Genomic DNA, 14,069 nt, shown 5'->3' on the forward strand with positions numbered 1-14,069 from the left:
AGCTTTCTCAAGCTATTCTTCGGAGAAGATCGCACACAAATTCAACATAATGCCCCTAACCCACATTTTACGCCCTAAAACCAGGTAGTCTATCCCACGATCGGTGCCGAAAAGGCCAACCTTATTCCAGCATTATTAAATCCTCTCTCGGAATGTTTAAATCCTCAAATTTAGGTTTCCAAGCAAGTCTTTCGATATGAATCTTATAAATGGTATCAAATGAAATACCTCTCATTCTACCTTTTTTGTAATAAAGTGTGTGGCAAAAATCTCCGACAGTCCAAATATCCGAAGTTTTGTCCATGATTGCCGGAGATAGAAATGTTCCTTCGCTAAATATCCTCTCTCTTCTCAGAAGAACCCAATAGCCTTTATACTTGTACTTGATATAATGTCCCATATAATGAAGCCACAATAAAAAATTGGAATCTGATTTCTCTGCTTTCCACATTATTGCATTTGTTATTGTTTTCAGGCTTTGATATTCGGTCAAGTTTTCACCTTGAAACTCAGTAACCTTCCTCAACTTGTCTAGTTTTTCAGAAGTGTTGAGGTGTATAGTCTTAATTAACTCCTCTTGGGCTACAAAAATCACTATGTCTTATCTTGAAATTTAAAATCTTTACAGCGTAAATCTAATAAAATAGAAACATGCCTAGACTTCTGCCTACCAGTAGGTGGGTTTGTTTCTTTTTTGGTCAATGCTAAAAAAGAAAAGGCTTTTATGGCCCACAAACCGCTTGGTCGGTTTTATCAAATCTTAAACCATAGGGCCATGGCCAGAATCGTTAGATTTCAAGAAGCATTTTATCGATAAAACACCTAAACCGGGGCATTTTCAATCCTTTTTTTGAAGATACTAGACCACCCGGTCGGTGAAAAGTGGTTTCTTTCCCCTATTAAGAATGGGTAATATGAAGGTGTCTTTAGATCGCCTCGAACAATTTTCCGGGCAGCGGACGCACGATACCCTTCATTTCCATATTCAAAAGTGTCGCCGAAGTTTTGAAAATGGGCAATCGGCATTCCAAAGCCACGGTATCGAGCAACTGTTTCCCATTTGTCTGCAAAAAGGCGTAAATGGACTTCTCGGTATCGTCTAACTCGACAAAAAGCTGTGTCTGTTGCTGTTTTTGGTTTTTTTTCTCCAATTTCCAACCCAATAGATACACTAAGTCGGCCGCTGAGGTCAGCATATGGGCCTTTTGCTGTTTGATGAGGTTGTTGCAGCCCACACTGAACTTATCGGAACCTCGCCCCGGTACGGCAAACACATCGCGATTATAGCCATGGGCAATGTCGGCCGTGACCAAACTGCCTCCTCTTTCGGCCGACTCTACGACGACCGTGGCCTCGGCCATACCCGCAATGATTCGGTTTCGTTTCAAAAAATTCTCCCTATCGGGATTGCTGGCACTCCAGAATTCTGTGATGAACCCCCCGTTTTTTTCAATTTCACTGGCATATTTTTTATGGCCCCTTGGGTACATCTGATTTAAGCCATGGGCCAAACACCCTATGGTCTGTAGGCCCCTTTCCACAGCGGCCCTCTGAATGGCTATATCGATACCGTAGGCAAAGCCACTGACGATTATGGGATCCAATGGTGCTATATGTTCGATGAACTCCTCACAAAATGCCTGTCCGTAGCTGGTACTATTTCGGGTGCCCACCACACTGATGATTTTTCTTTCTTCCAGGTCAATATTCCCTCTGGCAAACAAAAGTATGGGCGCATCAATACAATGTTTCAAATATTGCGGATAGCCTTCGTCAACAAAGTAATGAACCTCAATGTTATTGCTCTTGATAAAGTTCCATTCGGTTTCTGCCGCCTCAAAATGCTCGGCATCGTACAACCCCCGTAAGGTCATTTGGCCAATACCCTCGATTTTGAGCAAATGCTGTCGTTTCTCCTCAAAAACCATTGCCGGACTGCCACAGTGGGCAATCAATTTTTTTGCCGTGATATCGCCAATATGGGGCACGCGTTGCAGACGAAGGGCAGCAAGAATTTCGTTCTCAGACATTTGAAATACGGCGATATTTATTCACAAAATACCGAAAATAGAATGTTAATAAAAAGTTATGCGCGATATTTTACACCCCTTTATTTTTTGCAATATTTGTCAACATGCGTGCAGAACACTATATAGAAGAATTGCTGTATAGATATCACTGTGTGGTCATGCCCGGTTTTGGGGCTTTTTTGGCCCATAGCAGATCTGCCGAGATACACTCGGGAACCAATACCATCACTCCTCCCACCAAAGTCATCTCATTCAATGGCCAACTGGCCAAGAACGACGGGCTTCTGGTCTCGCATATGGCCAAGGCATTGAAATTGCCCTATGAGGAAATGCTTCTTGAGGTGGAAGCCATTTCAAAAGAATGGCATGAACGCCTCACCCAAGGTGAAGAACTCGATTTGATAGGCATCGGCACACTTTCAAACAGTGCGGGAAGAATACAGTTTCAACCTGAGAACAAAACCAATTTTCTAATCTCTTCATTCGGATTGTCGCCATTCACGGCCATTCCCGTTCAGCGTGAAATTCTGAAAGAAGAAGTGGAAGAACTCGAAGAACGGGTACCCTTCCTCATTACCCCCGAAAAACACAAACAACGAAGATTGGCCCCATGGCTCAAATATGCCGCTGTTATTCTTTTGGCCGTTTCAGCGGGCTTTACGGGCTACCGCTTTTACCATGAGAATACAGTGAACCAAGAAATCGCTCGCCAAGAGGCCCAAAAAGAGGTGTCCCGCCTTATTCAAGAGGCTACTTTCTTCGAAAGCGCACCGATCGAACTGCCCGCCCTGAACATTTCGGTCAAAAAAGCGAACAAAGGCTCACATCATGTAATAGCAGGGGCTTTCAGAATAGAAAACAACGCTGACAAAAAGGTGAAACAGCTTAGGGCCGAAGGCCATAATGCCCTATATCTGGGGCAAAACAAGTATGGGCTGCACCAAGTGGCCTATGCCAGTTTTGAAGACCCCAAAGAGGCCTTGGCCTATCTCAAAAAAATTAGGAGAACGGAGTCGCCAGATGCTTGGTTACTCTCCGAAAAGTAATGCTTCGCTTTTCTGACCCTGACATCTGACGTATCTTTGCGCCTAAAATCTAGGTATGGGACCCAAAACACCCAGTGAATCACGCACCATTATGACCGATTTGGTCTTACCCAGTGAGACCAATCCTTTGAACAATTTATTTGGGGGTGAATTATTGGCCCGGATGGACAGAGCCGCCAGCATCGCTGCCCGAAGACACAGCCGTCGCATCACGGTAACGGCCTCGGTGAACCACGTGGCGTTCAACCATTCTGTGCCCCTTGGCAGTGTGGTCACCGTCGAAGCTGCTATCTCAAGGGCTTTCAAGACCTCGATGGAAATCTATATCGATGTATGGATCGAGGATCGTTTCAGTGGTGAGCGCACCAAAGCGAACGAGGCCATCTATACCTTTGTGGCCGTTGACGAGAGAGGCAAACCTACTGAAGTACCTGGAATAGTGCCCGAAACCGAATTGGAAAAAGAGCGCTTTGAAGCGGCTTTGCGCCGAAAACAGTTGAGCTTGGTATTGGCGGGCAAAATGAAGCCTTCAGATGCTACCGAACTCAAGGCATTGTTTACCCAAGAATCTTAAAAGTCGAAGTTGTCTGGGTCAGGGCCGAACCGTTTGCCCTTGTCCATTCTATTCACTAATTGTACGTCTTCTTCGCTCAACTCGAAATCAAAGATATCAGCGTTGGCGATAATACGCTCTTTTTTTGAGGATTTCGGAATGGTGACCACCCCCTTCTGCAAGTCCCATCGTAAGGCAATCTGAGCAATCGATTTGTTGTATTTCCCGGCCAAGCCCTTGAATTCTTCCATATCAAAAATATGGCCCTGCATCAAAGGCGACCACGCTTCATACTGGATGGCATTTTTTCTGCAGAAGTCGATCAAAGCTTGCTGCACCAAATAGGGGTGGAATTCCATTTGGTTGACCATGGGCACAATCTCTGCCGCTTGCAGTAAATCTTCTAAATGGTGCTGTAAAAAGTTGCTGACCCCAATCGCCTTGATTCGGCCATCGCGATATAGTTTTTCCAAAGCTTTCCAAGTGTCTTTGTATTTTCCGGCAACGGGCCAATGTACGAGATAGAGGTCAAGATAATCGGTTTCGAGACGCTTCAGGCTGTCGTCAAAGGCTTTCAATGTTGATTCATAGCCTTGATCTGCGTTCCATACCTTACTGACCAAAAATACTTCTTCGCGATTTACGCTGCTTTCCCTGATCCCCTGGCCGACGCCCTGCTCATTTCTATAGATAGATGCCGTATCGATATGGCGATAGCCGGCTTCTAACGCCCATTTTACTGCATCGATGACTTCTTGGCCATCTTTTGACAAATAGACCCCCAACCCGAAATAGGGCATTTTAATACCGTTGTGAAGTGTAAAGGTGCCTTGTAGATCTGTAATGTTGTTCATTTCATTAAAGTTGATAAATCCATTCTTCTGGGTTCAATCTATCGGTATCTCTGTAAAGATAGAATTTCAGCGTGGTAGCGCCATCAAACCGATTGGTATAAATATCGCCAAGTGCTTCTTTTGCAGCTACTTTGTCTCCTTTTTGAACATACACTTTCGACAAATTGTAGTACATACTGATATAGTTGCCATGCCGTAGATACACCCCTTTGATGCCCGTTTTGTTGGTGAAAATGGTGATGACCTCACCTTCAAATATGGCGCGGGCCTGGGCCCCTTTGTCGGTGGCAATGATCACACCATTGTTCTGGTGCTTGATGCCCGGATACACTTTATCTGCATAGACCCCAAATCCTTGGCTTTTTATCCCCTTTTCAACGGGCCAGATCAATTTGCCTTTATTGGCAGAAAAATTACTGGCCACCAATTCAGCTTCGGGGGTCAACACAAACCGGCTGCTGCTTTTGCCTGCCCTTTTGTTAGAACTGGCAATGGCAGAACGGATCAAACGCTCTATCTGTCGGTCTATGCGACGTGCTTCTTTTTTCTTCTGTTCTATTGCCGCTGCATATGCGCTCTCGTTCTTTCGAATGCTTTTCAACAACTCTTTTTGTGATTGTATTTCTTTGAACAATTGGTTCTTGACCCGCATATTTTCAGCCAACAATTGCTCTTTGACCTTTCGCTGTTCGGTCAATTCTTTGTTGAGTGCGGCCAATTCATCGGTCTTTATGATGATCTCTTCACCTTGCTGTTTTCTGTGTTCGGCATACTGTTTCATGTATTGCCAACGCTTGAAAGCCTGAAAGAAGTTCTCTGATGACAACAGAAACATCAGCCGGTTGCTCTGCGTTCGGTTTTGATATGATTTTTGTATGAGTGTGGCATAGTCATCTTTCAACAGCTTTAAATCTTCACGCAATTTGCTGATACTTCTGATATTGACGTTGATTTGTCTGTTCAGCAAATTAGATTGTTGATTGGTGACCCTGATCAGCTGTTGCCGAACATTGATTTTCTTGTCGAGGGCTTCCATCTGCTCCAAGACATTGCCCTTTTGCTTCTTTTCGGCAAACAGCAAACGGTTGATTTCTTTGATTTCATTCTGCAATTGGGCGCGTTTGGCCTCCAATGCCTTTTGCTCACTGGTCTGCGCCGTTGAAGTGTATGTGGAAAAAAATAAAACTAGCAGTAATACAATATGATGTGCTATTTTACTTTTCATACTACTTCAATACTATTTCTTTATACCCTTTCGGTATTCTATAGGGAAAGTTTAGGCGTTCATCAACTTTTAGGCTCTTCAAATCTAGTACAATTATGTCTGTGCTGCCCTCATTCAATGCCTGAATGTGTATTTGGTTCGGAAAAATTTTGCCCCCGCTTTCTTGATATGAATATTCTATGTGCAATGACCTATCTTCTGTGGGCTGGGCCATGAACTGTGCTGCTGTTTTAAAGTTCTTGGGTTCAAGCAAGAGCAAAAGCTTGATCACATCATCGGTTCTCTTCGGTCTCAGCTCATAATTGTTTCGCTTTATGGCAGATACGTACCGTTGGTGCCTTAGGTCAAAAACGGCATTGCCCAAAAGCAGGTTCTGTACTTTTCGAAAATTGAGCTCGATCCCCAGCAAGTCACTGAGATAACCATAATCGCCCTCAAAATACTCTCCTTCAAGTTTGTTATAGAACGATACCTTTTCTGGAGTGATATAGGCCTTGACAATACCTAGGGTGGCACTGATCCAAATAACGCTATCTTTTTTCATTCGCAACCCTACATTGAACGATTGTTCAGAATCGCCATCAGAATAATCAATCCTGACCCGTCCGCTCAAAGTGGTAAAATCGGTTTCGTTGTCATAATGGCTCTCGATAATTCTTTTGGTCGATAGTTTGGTGTCCACCTCACCTGAAGCTACCTTTTTGATGGATTTACACGATACAAGAAATACCATGGCCGCACCCAGCAATAACCCATATCTTATATATACAATGTTCTGTATACGCACTACGACCCTGATTTTATCTTACTAAGGTATTCATTTGCCTTTGAATTGTTGCCCAATGCCTTATGGGCCACACTCAGTTCACCATATATCTTATTCCGTAAGGCAGGGTCATCAAAAAGATAATCCAATCCCTGGCCCAAAATCATAACAGCCTCATCATGCCTGCCCTGCTCGTTGAGCGACAAGCCATTGGCATAATAGAAATAGGGTTGCAGGGGATAGGCCTCCAAAGCTTCCTTTGTCAATGATTCCAAAGCTTTGTGGTCTTCTTTTGCAATGGCCGCCTTTATTTGCTGTTTATAACTGTCTGCCCCATCGTCAACAACTTCTTCCTCTTGAATCTTGGGTTTCGCCTTCGCGGTTTTTGAACTACCAAGCGAATCATTGATTTTTAACATCAATGTTTCGGTGAAATCTGATTTTTTCATTGCTTTTAAGACGTTTAAAGCGTCTTGATAGCGTTTTTGCCTAAAATAGATAAGGGCCAGGTTTTGTTGTAGCCCGAGGTTTTCATGGGGAAATCTGTCTTTAACCATTTCAATCGTGCTGCCCTGCCCATCCTGTACTTGCACCAAAGTATGTAGAAACCAATAGTTTTCAGGCTCTGAAACCAATGCCTCGATGGCATATTGCTGTGCCGAGGGATAGTTCTTGTCCAATAGATAGACCTTTGCCAATTCATGGTCGACCGCCGTAGCATCAGTAAGAAGTTGCTTGCATTTCAATAAGAGATTCGCCGCTCGATCATAGTTTTGGATGCCTTTTTGTTTCAATGCCTCGAAGAAATTTTCTTGAAACTCATCGGTATATTCTTCTAAAAAGACCTCTGCGCTCTGTTCCACCTTGATTTGTTCATCTTCTTGGGCAAAAACAGTCTCTTGTGCTATGAGAAGCACTATCAACACTGTGAAAAAGTGAACGCTTTTCTTCATTTTCCCCTGACCTTGATCCGCTCTCTACTTCGACTGTGCTCTGCGCAAGAAAGAGAGGGAGCGTTTTATTCCAATACCGAATAATCGCCGATGCTGATGGTCTCAAAATTACCATCATACCTCACATGGTTGCCGATCATGGCATTATCCAAATTAGCATTTTTGATGATGCTATTGCTTTGGATTAAGCTATTTTTAACGGTTGAGTTTTCGATGACCGTATCGGCCCCGACAGAGACATACGGCCCCACCGTTGTATTTTTCAAAACGACATTCTCCCCTATAAAACAGGGCTCGATAATATTGGCATTTTCGGTTGTCGCAGTATCGGAAACCAAGGTTTCACCGTCTTTTTCCAAGAACGACAGCATACGCTGGTTGGTTTCAACGGTTACCGCTTTGTTACCGCAGTCCATCCATTCATCAACCTTTCCCGTCACAAATTTCATGCCCTTGTGCATCATACGTTTGATACCATCATTGATCTGATATTCGCCCCCGTGCATGATATCGTTTTCGAGCACATATTGCAGTTCATCACGCAGCACCCCTACATCCTTAAAATAATAAATGCCGATAACGGCAAGATCTGAAACGAATTCTTTGGGTTTTTCCACCAATTCAACAATCTCCATTTTTTCATTGAGCTTGACCACTCCATAGGCTTCTGGCCTATCTACCTGTTTTACCCAGATCACACTATCGGCATCTTTATCCAAATCAAAATCAGCGCGAATCAGGGTATCGGCATAGGCAATCACCGCAGGTCCGCTCAAAGAAGGCTTGGCACTCATAATGGCGTGCCCAGTGCCCAGTGGTTCATCTTGACGGTAAATGGAAGCCTTTGCCCCTAAACCTTTTGCCAGTTCTTCAAGGCTTTCGACCACATCATCACCAAAAAAAGCAGGGTCACCCAAGATAAAGGCAATCTCTTCAATGGATTCGCCCAGCACCTTGGCGATATCGCTGACCAATCGGTGTACAATGGGTTTACCAGCCACTGGAATCAAGGGTTTTGGAATTGTCAATGTATGGGGACGTAATCTAGAGCCACGACCTGCCATTGGGACTATTATTTTCATTATATCAATTTGAAAATTGTTTCACTATTTTGTTCCTGTACTACCAAAACCGCCCGAGCCTCTTTCGGTAGTGCTCAATTTCTCAACCTCGACCCATTCGGCACGTTCATGTTTGGCAATGACCAACTGGGCGATTCGCTCACCATTTTCTATGGTAAACGCCTCATTGGAAAGGTTAACCAGAATCACGCCTACTTCACCACGATAATCGGCATCAATGGTGCCAGGTGCGTTCAAGACGGTAATGCCTTTTTTGGCGGCCAGTCCGCTACGCGGGCGTACCTGTGCCTCATAGCCTACGGGCAATTCGACAAATAGGCCTGTTTTGACAATGGCCCTCTCTAAAGGTTGTAACGTAATGGTTTCTGTAATATTGGCCCGAAGGTCCATGCCAGCCGAAGCTTCTGTTTCATAATGTGGCAAAGGATGGCCCGATGCATTGATGATCTTAACTTTCACGCTTGAACAGTATGATTTTCAGTCTATCGCCCTCCATTTTGAAAAGCAACCCCAAAAATACTAAAAGCAGCAAGGCGCCCACAATTAAATTTCGGTTAAAAACGTAGAACGATAGAGCCGAGAAGAGAATGGATATGCTGCCATAAAACACTATTTTTCGAAAATTATAGGGAATGGGATAGTATTTTCTTCCAAAATAAAAAGATAAACACATCATGCTGCCATAGGCGGCCAGAGTGGCCAGTGCAGAGGCCATATACCCGATTTTTGGAATCAGCCCAATGTTGATGACCAATGTTAGAATCGCCCCGATAGAAGAAATGTAGGCCCCAAACTTGGTGCGATCGGTAACCTTGTACCATACCGACAGGTTATGGTAAATGCCCAGACAAAAACTGGCCAAAAGAATGATGGGCACGATCTCAAGGGCTTCCCAATAGGTGCTGTTCCGAATCAAAATCTTGCCCAAAGGTTCTATAAAGGCCACTACCGCCAACAAGATCACACTTCCCAAAATCACGAAATAATTGGTTATCTGTGCGTACGTCTTCTGCGGATTGCTTGTATTGGCGTGACTGAAGAAAAACGGTTCTACCCCTAAACGAAAGGCCGTACCATAAAGTGTCATGAAAAGGGCCAGCTTATAACAGGCCCCATATTTACCGGCTTCGGTCTCGGTGGCCATCAAGGTCAACAAAATCTTATCGACCACCTCATTGATGGTAAAGGCCGCTCCGGCCACCATCACTGGGGCGGCATACTTCAACATCTGTCGCCAGAGTACCACATCGAACTTGTAATTTACTTTGAAATAGGTCGGGCACAGCATCAACAATGTACTTCCACTGGCTATGATGTTTGAAATGAAGATATAGGCAATCTCAAAATTGGGGCGATAAATGCTCGTCCAAAAACTGTTTTCTTCTATGGCCAATTGTGGCAAAATCAACAGGAAGAATACATTGAATCCGAGATTGATGGTTACATTGATTACTTTCAAAACCGCATATTTCATGGGCTTCTCATTGGCCCGAAGCAGTGCAAACGGAATGATGGCCAAGGCATCCAACACCAAAATAAGGGCCGTAAACTGAATATATTCGACCTTGATGCTCGTCAATTCAGCTAAGCTGTTCTTGAACAAGAGGGCAATCAATAAAAAAAGCAGTGATGAGCAAATGAGCGATATCAAAGAGGTCGAGACCACATCTTTCTTTTCGTTGTGCTTATGGTAAAACCGAAAAAAAGCGGTCTCCATGCCATACGCCAGAAACACATTGAAAATGGCAATCCAAGAATAGATGTTGATGTATTCGCCATAACCCGCCGCATTCTCAAAAACGCTCGTGTACAGTGGCAATAACAACACCGAGATCACTCTCGGCAATACCGTGGCCAAGCCATAAATAAAGGTTTGCTTGAAAAGCTTTTTAAGTGCGCCCAAGGAGAATCTCTCTTTTTAACAGAAACCCCGAAGCTAGACTTCGGGGCCCTAAGTCGTCATAAATGTAGCCAATAACGGCTTTTGTTCAAAAAGTGCAGGCTTATTGGTACGCAAGCGGTTTCTTCTCTTTGATACCGGCAACCTTGAAATAGTTCATTTTGCCATCTTCTTCATAACCCATCACGCATTCATCGGCTTCTAGTTCAAAGGGAAATTTCTCTTGCAGTTTTGGTGGTTGGTTACCTACCTCTTTTTTTGGGTCTGAGTGCATGATCATATCCGGTTTATCGCCTTTTTGGTCGATGAAGTTTGCAATGGCCAACCATTGGCCATCTTTTTCCTTCATGTTGACATCGGCGACCTTGCCCCTGAAATACGCTTTTTGTATCTCCGCGTTTTCTGAAAGCTTGCCTGTGATCGGAATTGACAACAGCATGCCCGAACCGCTCTCGGCACGACCTCCTACCCATCGCTGACAGGTGGCGTCACCAGTTTCAAAAGGAGGGTCGTCCACCAACTTTTTTTGTGAAGAGCATCCCGACATGGAAAACAACATAACAACTATCATATAGGTAAAAAGTCTCATCCGCTAGGTTTTTGATTGTCATAAAGATATAAAACAAATTCAGTGCCAAATCAAAATCAAGTTTATTACCGGCTTCGAATCGAATAATTTATATCTTGAAGCGCAAACGACCTTTCTATGAAATCTTTTGTTCCCTTAGTGCTTTTTGGCCTTATCGCCATGGTGTTTTCATCTTGTCAAGAAGCGAAGAGAGAAACCGAACGGGCACTTGAAAAACCGAACATCATCTTTATCATGTCTGATGATCATGCCTATCAGGCCATAAGTGCCTATCAAGACCATTTACTGGCAACACCCAATATCGACCGAATCGCCAACGAAGGCATCACCTTTACCAATGCCTGTGTGACCAATTCTATCTGTGCCCCCTCGCGGGCCACTATTTTGACGGGGAAACACACCCATATCAACGGCAAGGTCGATAACATTATGCCTTTTGATACCACACAGGTCACTTTTCCGCAACTTTTCCAAAAAGCAGGGTACCAGACCGCCATGTTCGGAAAACTCCATTTCGGTAACAGTCCCAAGGGGGTTGACGAGTTTATGATCTTACCGGGGCAAGGGCATTATATCAATCCTGATTTCATCAACAAAACGGGTGATACGGTACGAATAAAGGGCTATGTAACCGATATCATCACCGATATGACACTTGACTGGTTAGCACAAAAGCGTGACACCACAAAACCTTTCATGTTGATGTACCTTCATAAGGCGCCCCACCGCCCATGGTGGCCCAGAGCTGACAAGTTCAAAGAATTTTTGCAAAAAACCTTTCCCGAGCCCCCAACCCTCTTCGATGACTATGCGAACAGGGGCACTGCGGCCAAAACCGCTGAAATGAACCTTTTGCATCACATGATGTACAGTCATGACAGTAAAATACGGCCCGAAACCTTGAATAAAATGCAAAAGGTGGCCCCCGAAGTAGAAGATGTCAAAAATGGACTGTATGCGGCTTATACAAGAGCGAACCCTGAACAAAAAGCTTTGTATGACCCTATCTTGGATCAAATCAATGCCGATTTTGAAGCCAATTGGCCCAAAATGGACGATGAACAGAAAATGCGATGGAAGTACCAACGGTACATGCAAGATTATTTGGCCTGTATTTCTTCTGTGGATGACAATGTGGGTCGGGTTTTGGATTACTTGGATGATAACCAACTCACCGAAAATACCTTGGTGGTCTATACCTCAGACCAAGGTTTTTACTTGGGTGAGCATGGTTGGTTCGATAAGCGCTTTATTTACGATGAGTCGTTCAAAACCCCTTTATTGGTACGTTGGCCGAACGTCATCAAACCCGGTATTACCAATGAGGAAATGGTACAGAACCTTGATTTTGCCCAGACCTTGTTGGAAGCTGCCCAAATCAAAGCGCCCGATGATATGCAAGGCGAAAGCCTCATGCCCTTGCTGACCTCGAAAGAAAATGGTTGGAACCGTGATGCGGTGTACTATCATTATTATGAATACCCTGCCGTGCATATGGTGAAACGGCACTATGGTATCGTGACCAAAGACTACAAGCTGGCCCATTTTTATTATGATGTGGATGAGTGGGAGCTCTACGATCGCAAAAAAGACCCACAAGAATTGAACAATGTGTATGATGACCCGGCTTATACGGAAACCATAAAAACATTGAAATCAAAATTGGAAGCTTTGCGGAAACAGTATGGTGATTCAGACAGTTTGAACCAAAACTACATTGACATCCATAAAGCGAACATCGGCAATTTTCATTAGATAGAATAAAAAAGGCTCTTGATCAAGAGCCTTAGAAGTCAGTGTAATGACTATTATTTTTAGTTGTTCAATGCTTCGGCACCACCAACAATCTCTAAAATTTCATTGGTAATGGCCGCTTGTCGTGCCTTGTTATAGGTCAAGGTCAGTTGGTCTCTAAGCTCGGCTGCATTATCGGTAGCTTTGTGCATGGCCGTCATACGGGCGCCATGCTCGCTGGCGAACGAATCACGAACAGCCTTGTACAGTTGTGTTTTCAGTGACTTCGGTATCAATTGCTCGACAATTTCAGGTTTCGATGGCTCAAAAATATAATCCCCACTGTTTGAGGCATCTTCTTCTGGGGCAACGATTGGCAAGAACTGTTCGGTCATCACTATTTGCGTGGCCGCGTTTTTGAACTTATTGTACACCAATTCAATGCGGTCATACTCGCCCTCGGTAAAACGAAGCATCAGGTTTTCTGCAATTTCGGCCACATTTTCAAAGGTCAAATGGTCATATACCCCACTATGGTTTGAAACGATGGTAAATTTCTTGCTCAAGATATCATTGCCTTTTTTGCCGATGGTCATAAAATCGACCTGTTTGCCCCCGTATTGGCCATGGTAAAGTGAGACGCTCTGTTTGATGATGTTCGAATTGAATGCACCGCAAAGGCCACGGTTCGAAGTGATTGCCACGACCAAGACTTTTTTGACCTCACGATTATCGGCAAACTTGCCCCCAACGTCGCCATCAAGGCTTCCGCTGAGGTTTTGCAAGAGTTCGGTCAACTTGTTGGCATAGGGTCGCATGGCGGTAATGGCGTCTTGCGCTTTTTTCAACTTCGCAGCCGAAACCATTTTCATGGCACTCGTAATCTGCATCGTTGATTTTACCGATGAGATCCTATTTCGTATTTCCTTTAAATTGGGCATTTTTTCTAATTATGAATGATGAATTTAGAATCAAGAATTTTTTAGTATCGCAACCAGTAACTTTATCAATTCTTCACACCGTTCTTTCAATTGATCAGGAATATGCATAGTCGTTTCCTCTATAACATCCAACCAATAGGAAGTTTCATCTGCTTCTTTCAGGGCAATCCCTAATTTATTTTTAAAATCTTTTGTGCTTACCCCTCTCTGTGATTCTCTTGTATTGGCTCCAATACTTGTTCCACATCTAATGAGCTGGGTCGCTATTTCAAACTCTTTTCTCTCTTTTAATACTCTAGAGAAGCGAACAATATCACAGCCGAAATAAAAACTTTTATCAACTATTGGATTATTCCTTTCCCTATAACCCATAATTCAACATTCTGAATTCAGAAT

General features: G+C 43.8%; 15 protein-coding genes. 3 read left to right on the plus strand and 12 right to left on the minus strand.

Features of this window, described 5'->3' with window-relative positions; translation table 11 throughout:
* Positions 1-121 precede the first annotated feature (121 nt).
* Positions 122-595 carry a hypothetical protein gene (locus tag L0P89_RS07220; RefSeq protein ID WP_235267734.1) on the minus strand — a complete coding sequence of 158 codons (474 nt, stop codon included), beginning with the start codon at positions 593-595 and terminating at the stop codon, positions 122-124.
* A 331-nt stretch (positions 596-926) separates the two neighbouring features.
* Positions 927-2,030, minus strand: a complete 1,104-nt coding sequence (dprA, locus tag L0P89_RS07225; RefSeq protein ID WP_235267735.1) for a DNA-processing protein DprA — start codon at positions 2,028-2,030, stop codon at positions 927-929.
* A gap of 104 nt (positions 2,031-2,134) precedes the next feature.
* On the opposite strand from dprA, the gene L0P89_RS07230 reads away from it, so the two are divergent.
* Positions 2,135-3,076 carry an SPOR domain-containing protein gene (locus tag L0P89_RS07230; RefSeq protein ID WP_235267736.1) on the plus strand — a complete coding sequence of 314 codons (942 nt, stop codon included), beginning with the start codon at positions 2,135-2,137 and terminating at the stop codon, positions 3,074-3,076.
* Between the two features lie 55 nt (positions 3,077-3,131).
* Entirely contained in the window at positions 3,132-3,650 is a 519-nt protein-coding gene (locus tag L0P89_RS07235; protein WP_235267737.1) for an acyl-CoA thioesterase, read from the plus strand.
* On the opposite strand, the gene L0P89_RS07240 is transcribed toward L0P89_RS07235, so the two are convergent.
* From L0P89_RS07240 to L0P89_RS07275, 8 genes are all read right to left on the minus strand, one after another.
* A complete protein-coding gene (locus L0P89_RS07240) occupies positions 3,647-4,483 on the minus strand; it encodes an aldo/keto reductase (protein WP_235267738.1) in 837 nt (278 codons plus the stop codon). The genes L0P89_RS07235 and L0P89_RS07240 overlap by 4 nt on opposite strands.
* Positions 4,484-4,487: 4 nt before the next feature.
* Complete coding sequence (locus tag L0P89_RS07245; RefSeq protein ID WP_235267739.1) at positions 4,488-5,708, minus strand: murein hydrolase activator EnvC family protein; 1,221 nt, start codon at positions 5,706-5,708, stop codon at positions 4,488-4,490.
* A gap of 1 nt (position 5,709) precedes the next feature.
* Positions 5,710-6,495: a DUF4292 domain-containing protein gene (locus tag L0P89_RS07250; RefSeq protein WP_235267740.1), complete on the minus strand. Its 786-nt coding sequence runs from the start codon at positions 6,493-6,495 to the stop codon at positions 5,710-5,712.
* Positions 6,495-7,427, minus strand: coding sequence for a lipopolysaccharide assembly protein LapB (locus tag L0P89_RS07255; RefSeq protein ID WP_235267741.1), 933 nt, complete (start codon positions 7,425-7,427; stop codon positions 6,495-6,497). Before L0P89_RS07255 ends, L0P89_RS07250 begins: the two co-directional genes overlap by 1 nt.
* A 65-nt stretch (positions 7,428-7,492) precedes the next feature.
* Complete coding sequence (locus L0P89_RS07260) at positions 7,493-8,509, minus strand: sugar phosphate nucleotidyltransferase (protein ID WP_235267742.1); 1,017 nt, start codon at positions 8,507-8,509, stop codon at positions 7,493-7,495.
* A gap of 24 nt (positions 8,510-8,533) precedes the next feature.
* Positions 8,534-8,968 carry a dUTP diphosphatase gene (dut, locus tag L0P89_RS07265; RefSeq protein ID WP_235267743.1) on the minus strand — a complete coding sequence of 145 codons (435 nt, stop codon included), beginning with the start codon at positions 8,966-8,968 and terminating at the stop codon, positions 8,534-8,536.
* The gene (locus L0P89_RS07270; RefSeq protein WP_235267744.1) at positions 8,958-10,412 is read right to left on the minus strand and encodes a lipopolysaccharide biosynthesis protein; all 1,455 of its coding nucleotides are present in this window, start codon (positions 10,410-10,412) and stop codon (positions 8,958-8,960) included. The genes dut and L0P89_RS07270 overlap by 11 nt, the downstream gene beginning before the upstream one ends.
* A gap of 100 nt (positions 10,413-10,512) precedes the next feature.
* Positions 10,513-10,998: a hypothetical protein gene (locus L0P89_RS07275; protein ID WP_235267745.1), complete on the minus strand. Its 486-nt coding sequence runs from the start codon at positions 10,996-10,998 to the stop codon at positions 10,513-10,515.
* A gap of 117 nt (positions 10,999-11,115) precedes the next feature.
* Here L0P89_RS07275 and L0P89_RS07280 point away from each other — a divergent pair, with 117 nt between their 5' ends.
* A complete protein-coding gene (locus L0P89_RS07280) occupies positions 11,116-12,753 on the plus strand; it encodes a sulfatase (RefSeq protein WP_235267746.1) in 1,638 nt (545 codons plus the stop codon).
* A gap of 59 nt (positions 12,754-12,812) precedes the next feature.
* Here the strand turns inward: L0P89_RS07280 and atpG are convergent, their stop codons facing one another.
* Both atpG and L0P89_RS07290 read right to left on the minus strand, forming a co-directional pair.
* On the minus strand, positions 12,813-13,673 hold the full coding sequence (gene atpG, locus L0P89_RS07285; protein ID WP_235267747.1) for an ATP synthase F1 subunit gamma: 861 nt from the start codon (positions 13,671-13,673) through the stop codon (positions 12,813-12,815).
* A gap of 30 nt (positions 13,674-13,703) precedes the next feature.
* The gene (locus tag L0P89_RS07290; RefSeq protein ID WP_235267748.1) at positions 13,704-14,045 is read right to left on the minus strand and encodes a four helix bundle protein; all 342 of its coding nucleotides are present in this window, start codon (positions 14,043-14,045) and stop codon (positions 13,704-13,706) included.
* Between the last annotated feature and the right edge of the window lie 24 nt (positions 14,046-14,069).

The organism is Muricauda sp. SCSIO 65647, assembly GCF_021534965.1.
Classification (GTDB): domain Bacteria; phylum Bacteroidota; class Bacteroidia; order Flavobacteriales; family Flavobacteriaceae; genus Flagellimonas_A.

Bases quoted from the DNA above. Each gene is read 5' to 3' on its own strand.
- dprA (WP_235267735.1), bottom strand. From the start codon at position 2,030: ATGTCTGAGAACGAAATTCTTGCTGCCCTTCGTCTGCAACGCGTGCCC.
- L0P89_RS07230 (WP_235267736.1), top strand. From the start codon at position 2,135: ATGCGTGCAGAACACTATATAGAAGAATTGCTGTATAGATATCACTGT.
- L0P89_RS07235 (WP_235267737.1), top strand. From the start codon at position 3,132: ATGGGACCCAAAACACCCAGTGAATCACGCACCATTATGACCGATTTG.
- L0P89_RS07240 (WP_235267738.1), bottom strand. From the start codon at position 4,483: ATGAACAACATTACAGATCTACAAGGCACCTTTACACTTCACAACGGT.
- L0P89_RS07245 (WP_235267739.1), bottom strand. From the start codon at position 5,708: ATGAAAAGTAAAATAGCACATCATATTGTATTACTGCTAGTTTTATTT.
- L0P89_RS07255 (WP_235267741.1), bottom strand. From the start codon at position 7,427: ATGAAGAAAAGCGTTCACTTTTTCACAGTGTTGATAGTGCTTCTCATA.
- L0P89_RS07260 (WP_235267742.1), bottom strand. From the start codon at position 8,509: ATGAAAATAATAGTCCCAATGGCAGGTCGTGGCTCTAGATTACGTCCC.
- L0P89_RS07275 (WP_235267745.1), bottom strand. From the start codon at position 10,998: ATGAGACTTTTTACCTATATGATAGTTGTTATGTTGTTTTCCATGTCG.
- L0P89_RS07280 (WP_235267746.1), top strand. From the start codon at position 11,116: ATGAAATCTTTTGTTCCCTTAGTGCTTTTTGGCCTTATCGCCATGGTG.
- atpG (WP_235267747.1), bottom strand. From the start codon at position 13,673: ATGCCCAATTTAAAGGAAATACGAAATAGGATCTCATCGGTAAAATCA.
- L0P89_RS07290 (WP_235267748.1), bottom strand. From the start codon at position 14,045: ATGGGTTATAGGGAAAGGAATAATCCAATAGTTGATAAAAGTTTTTAT.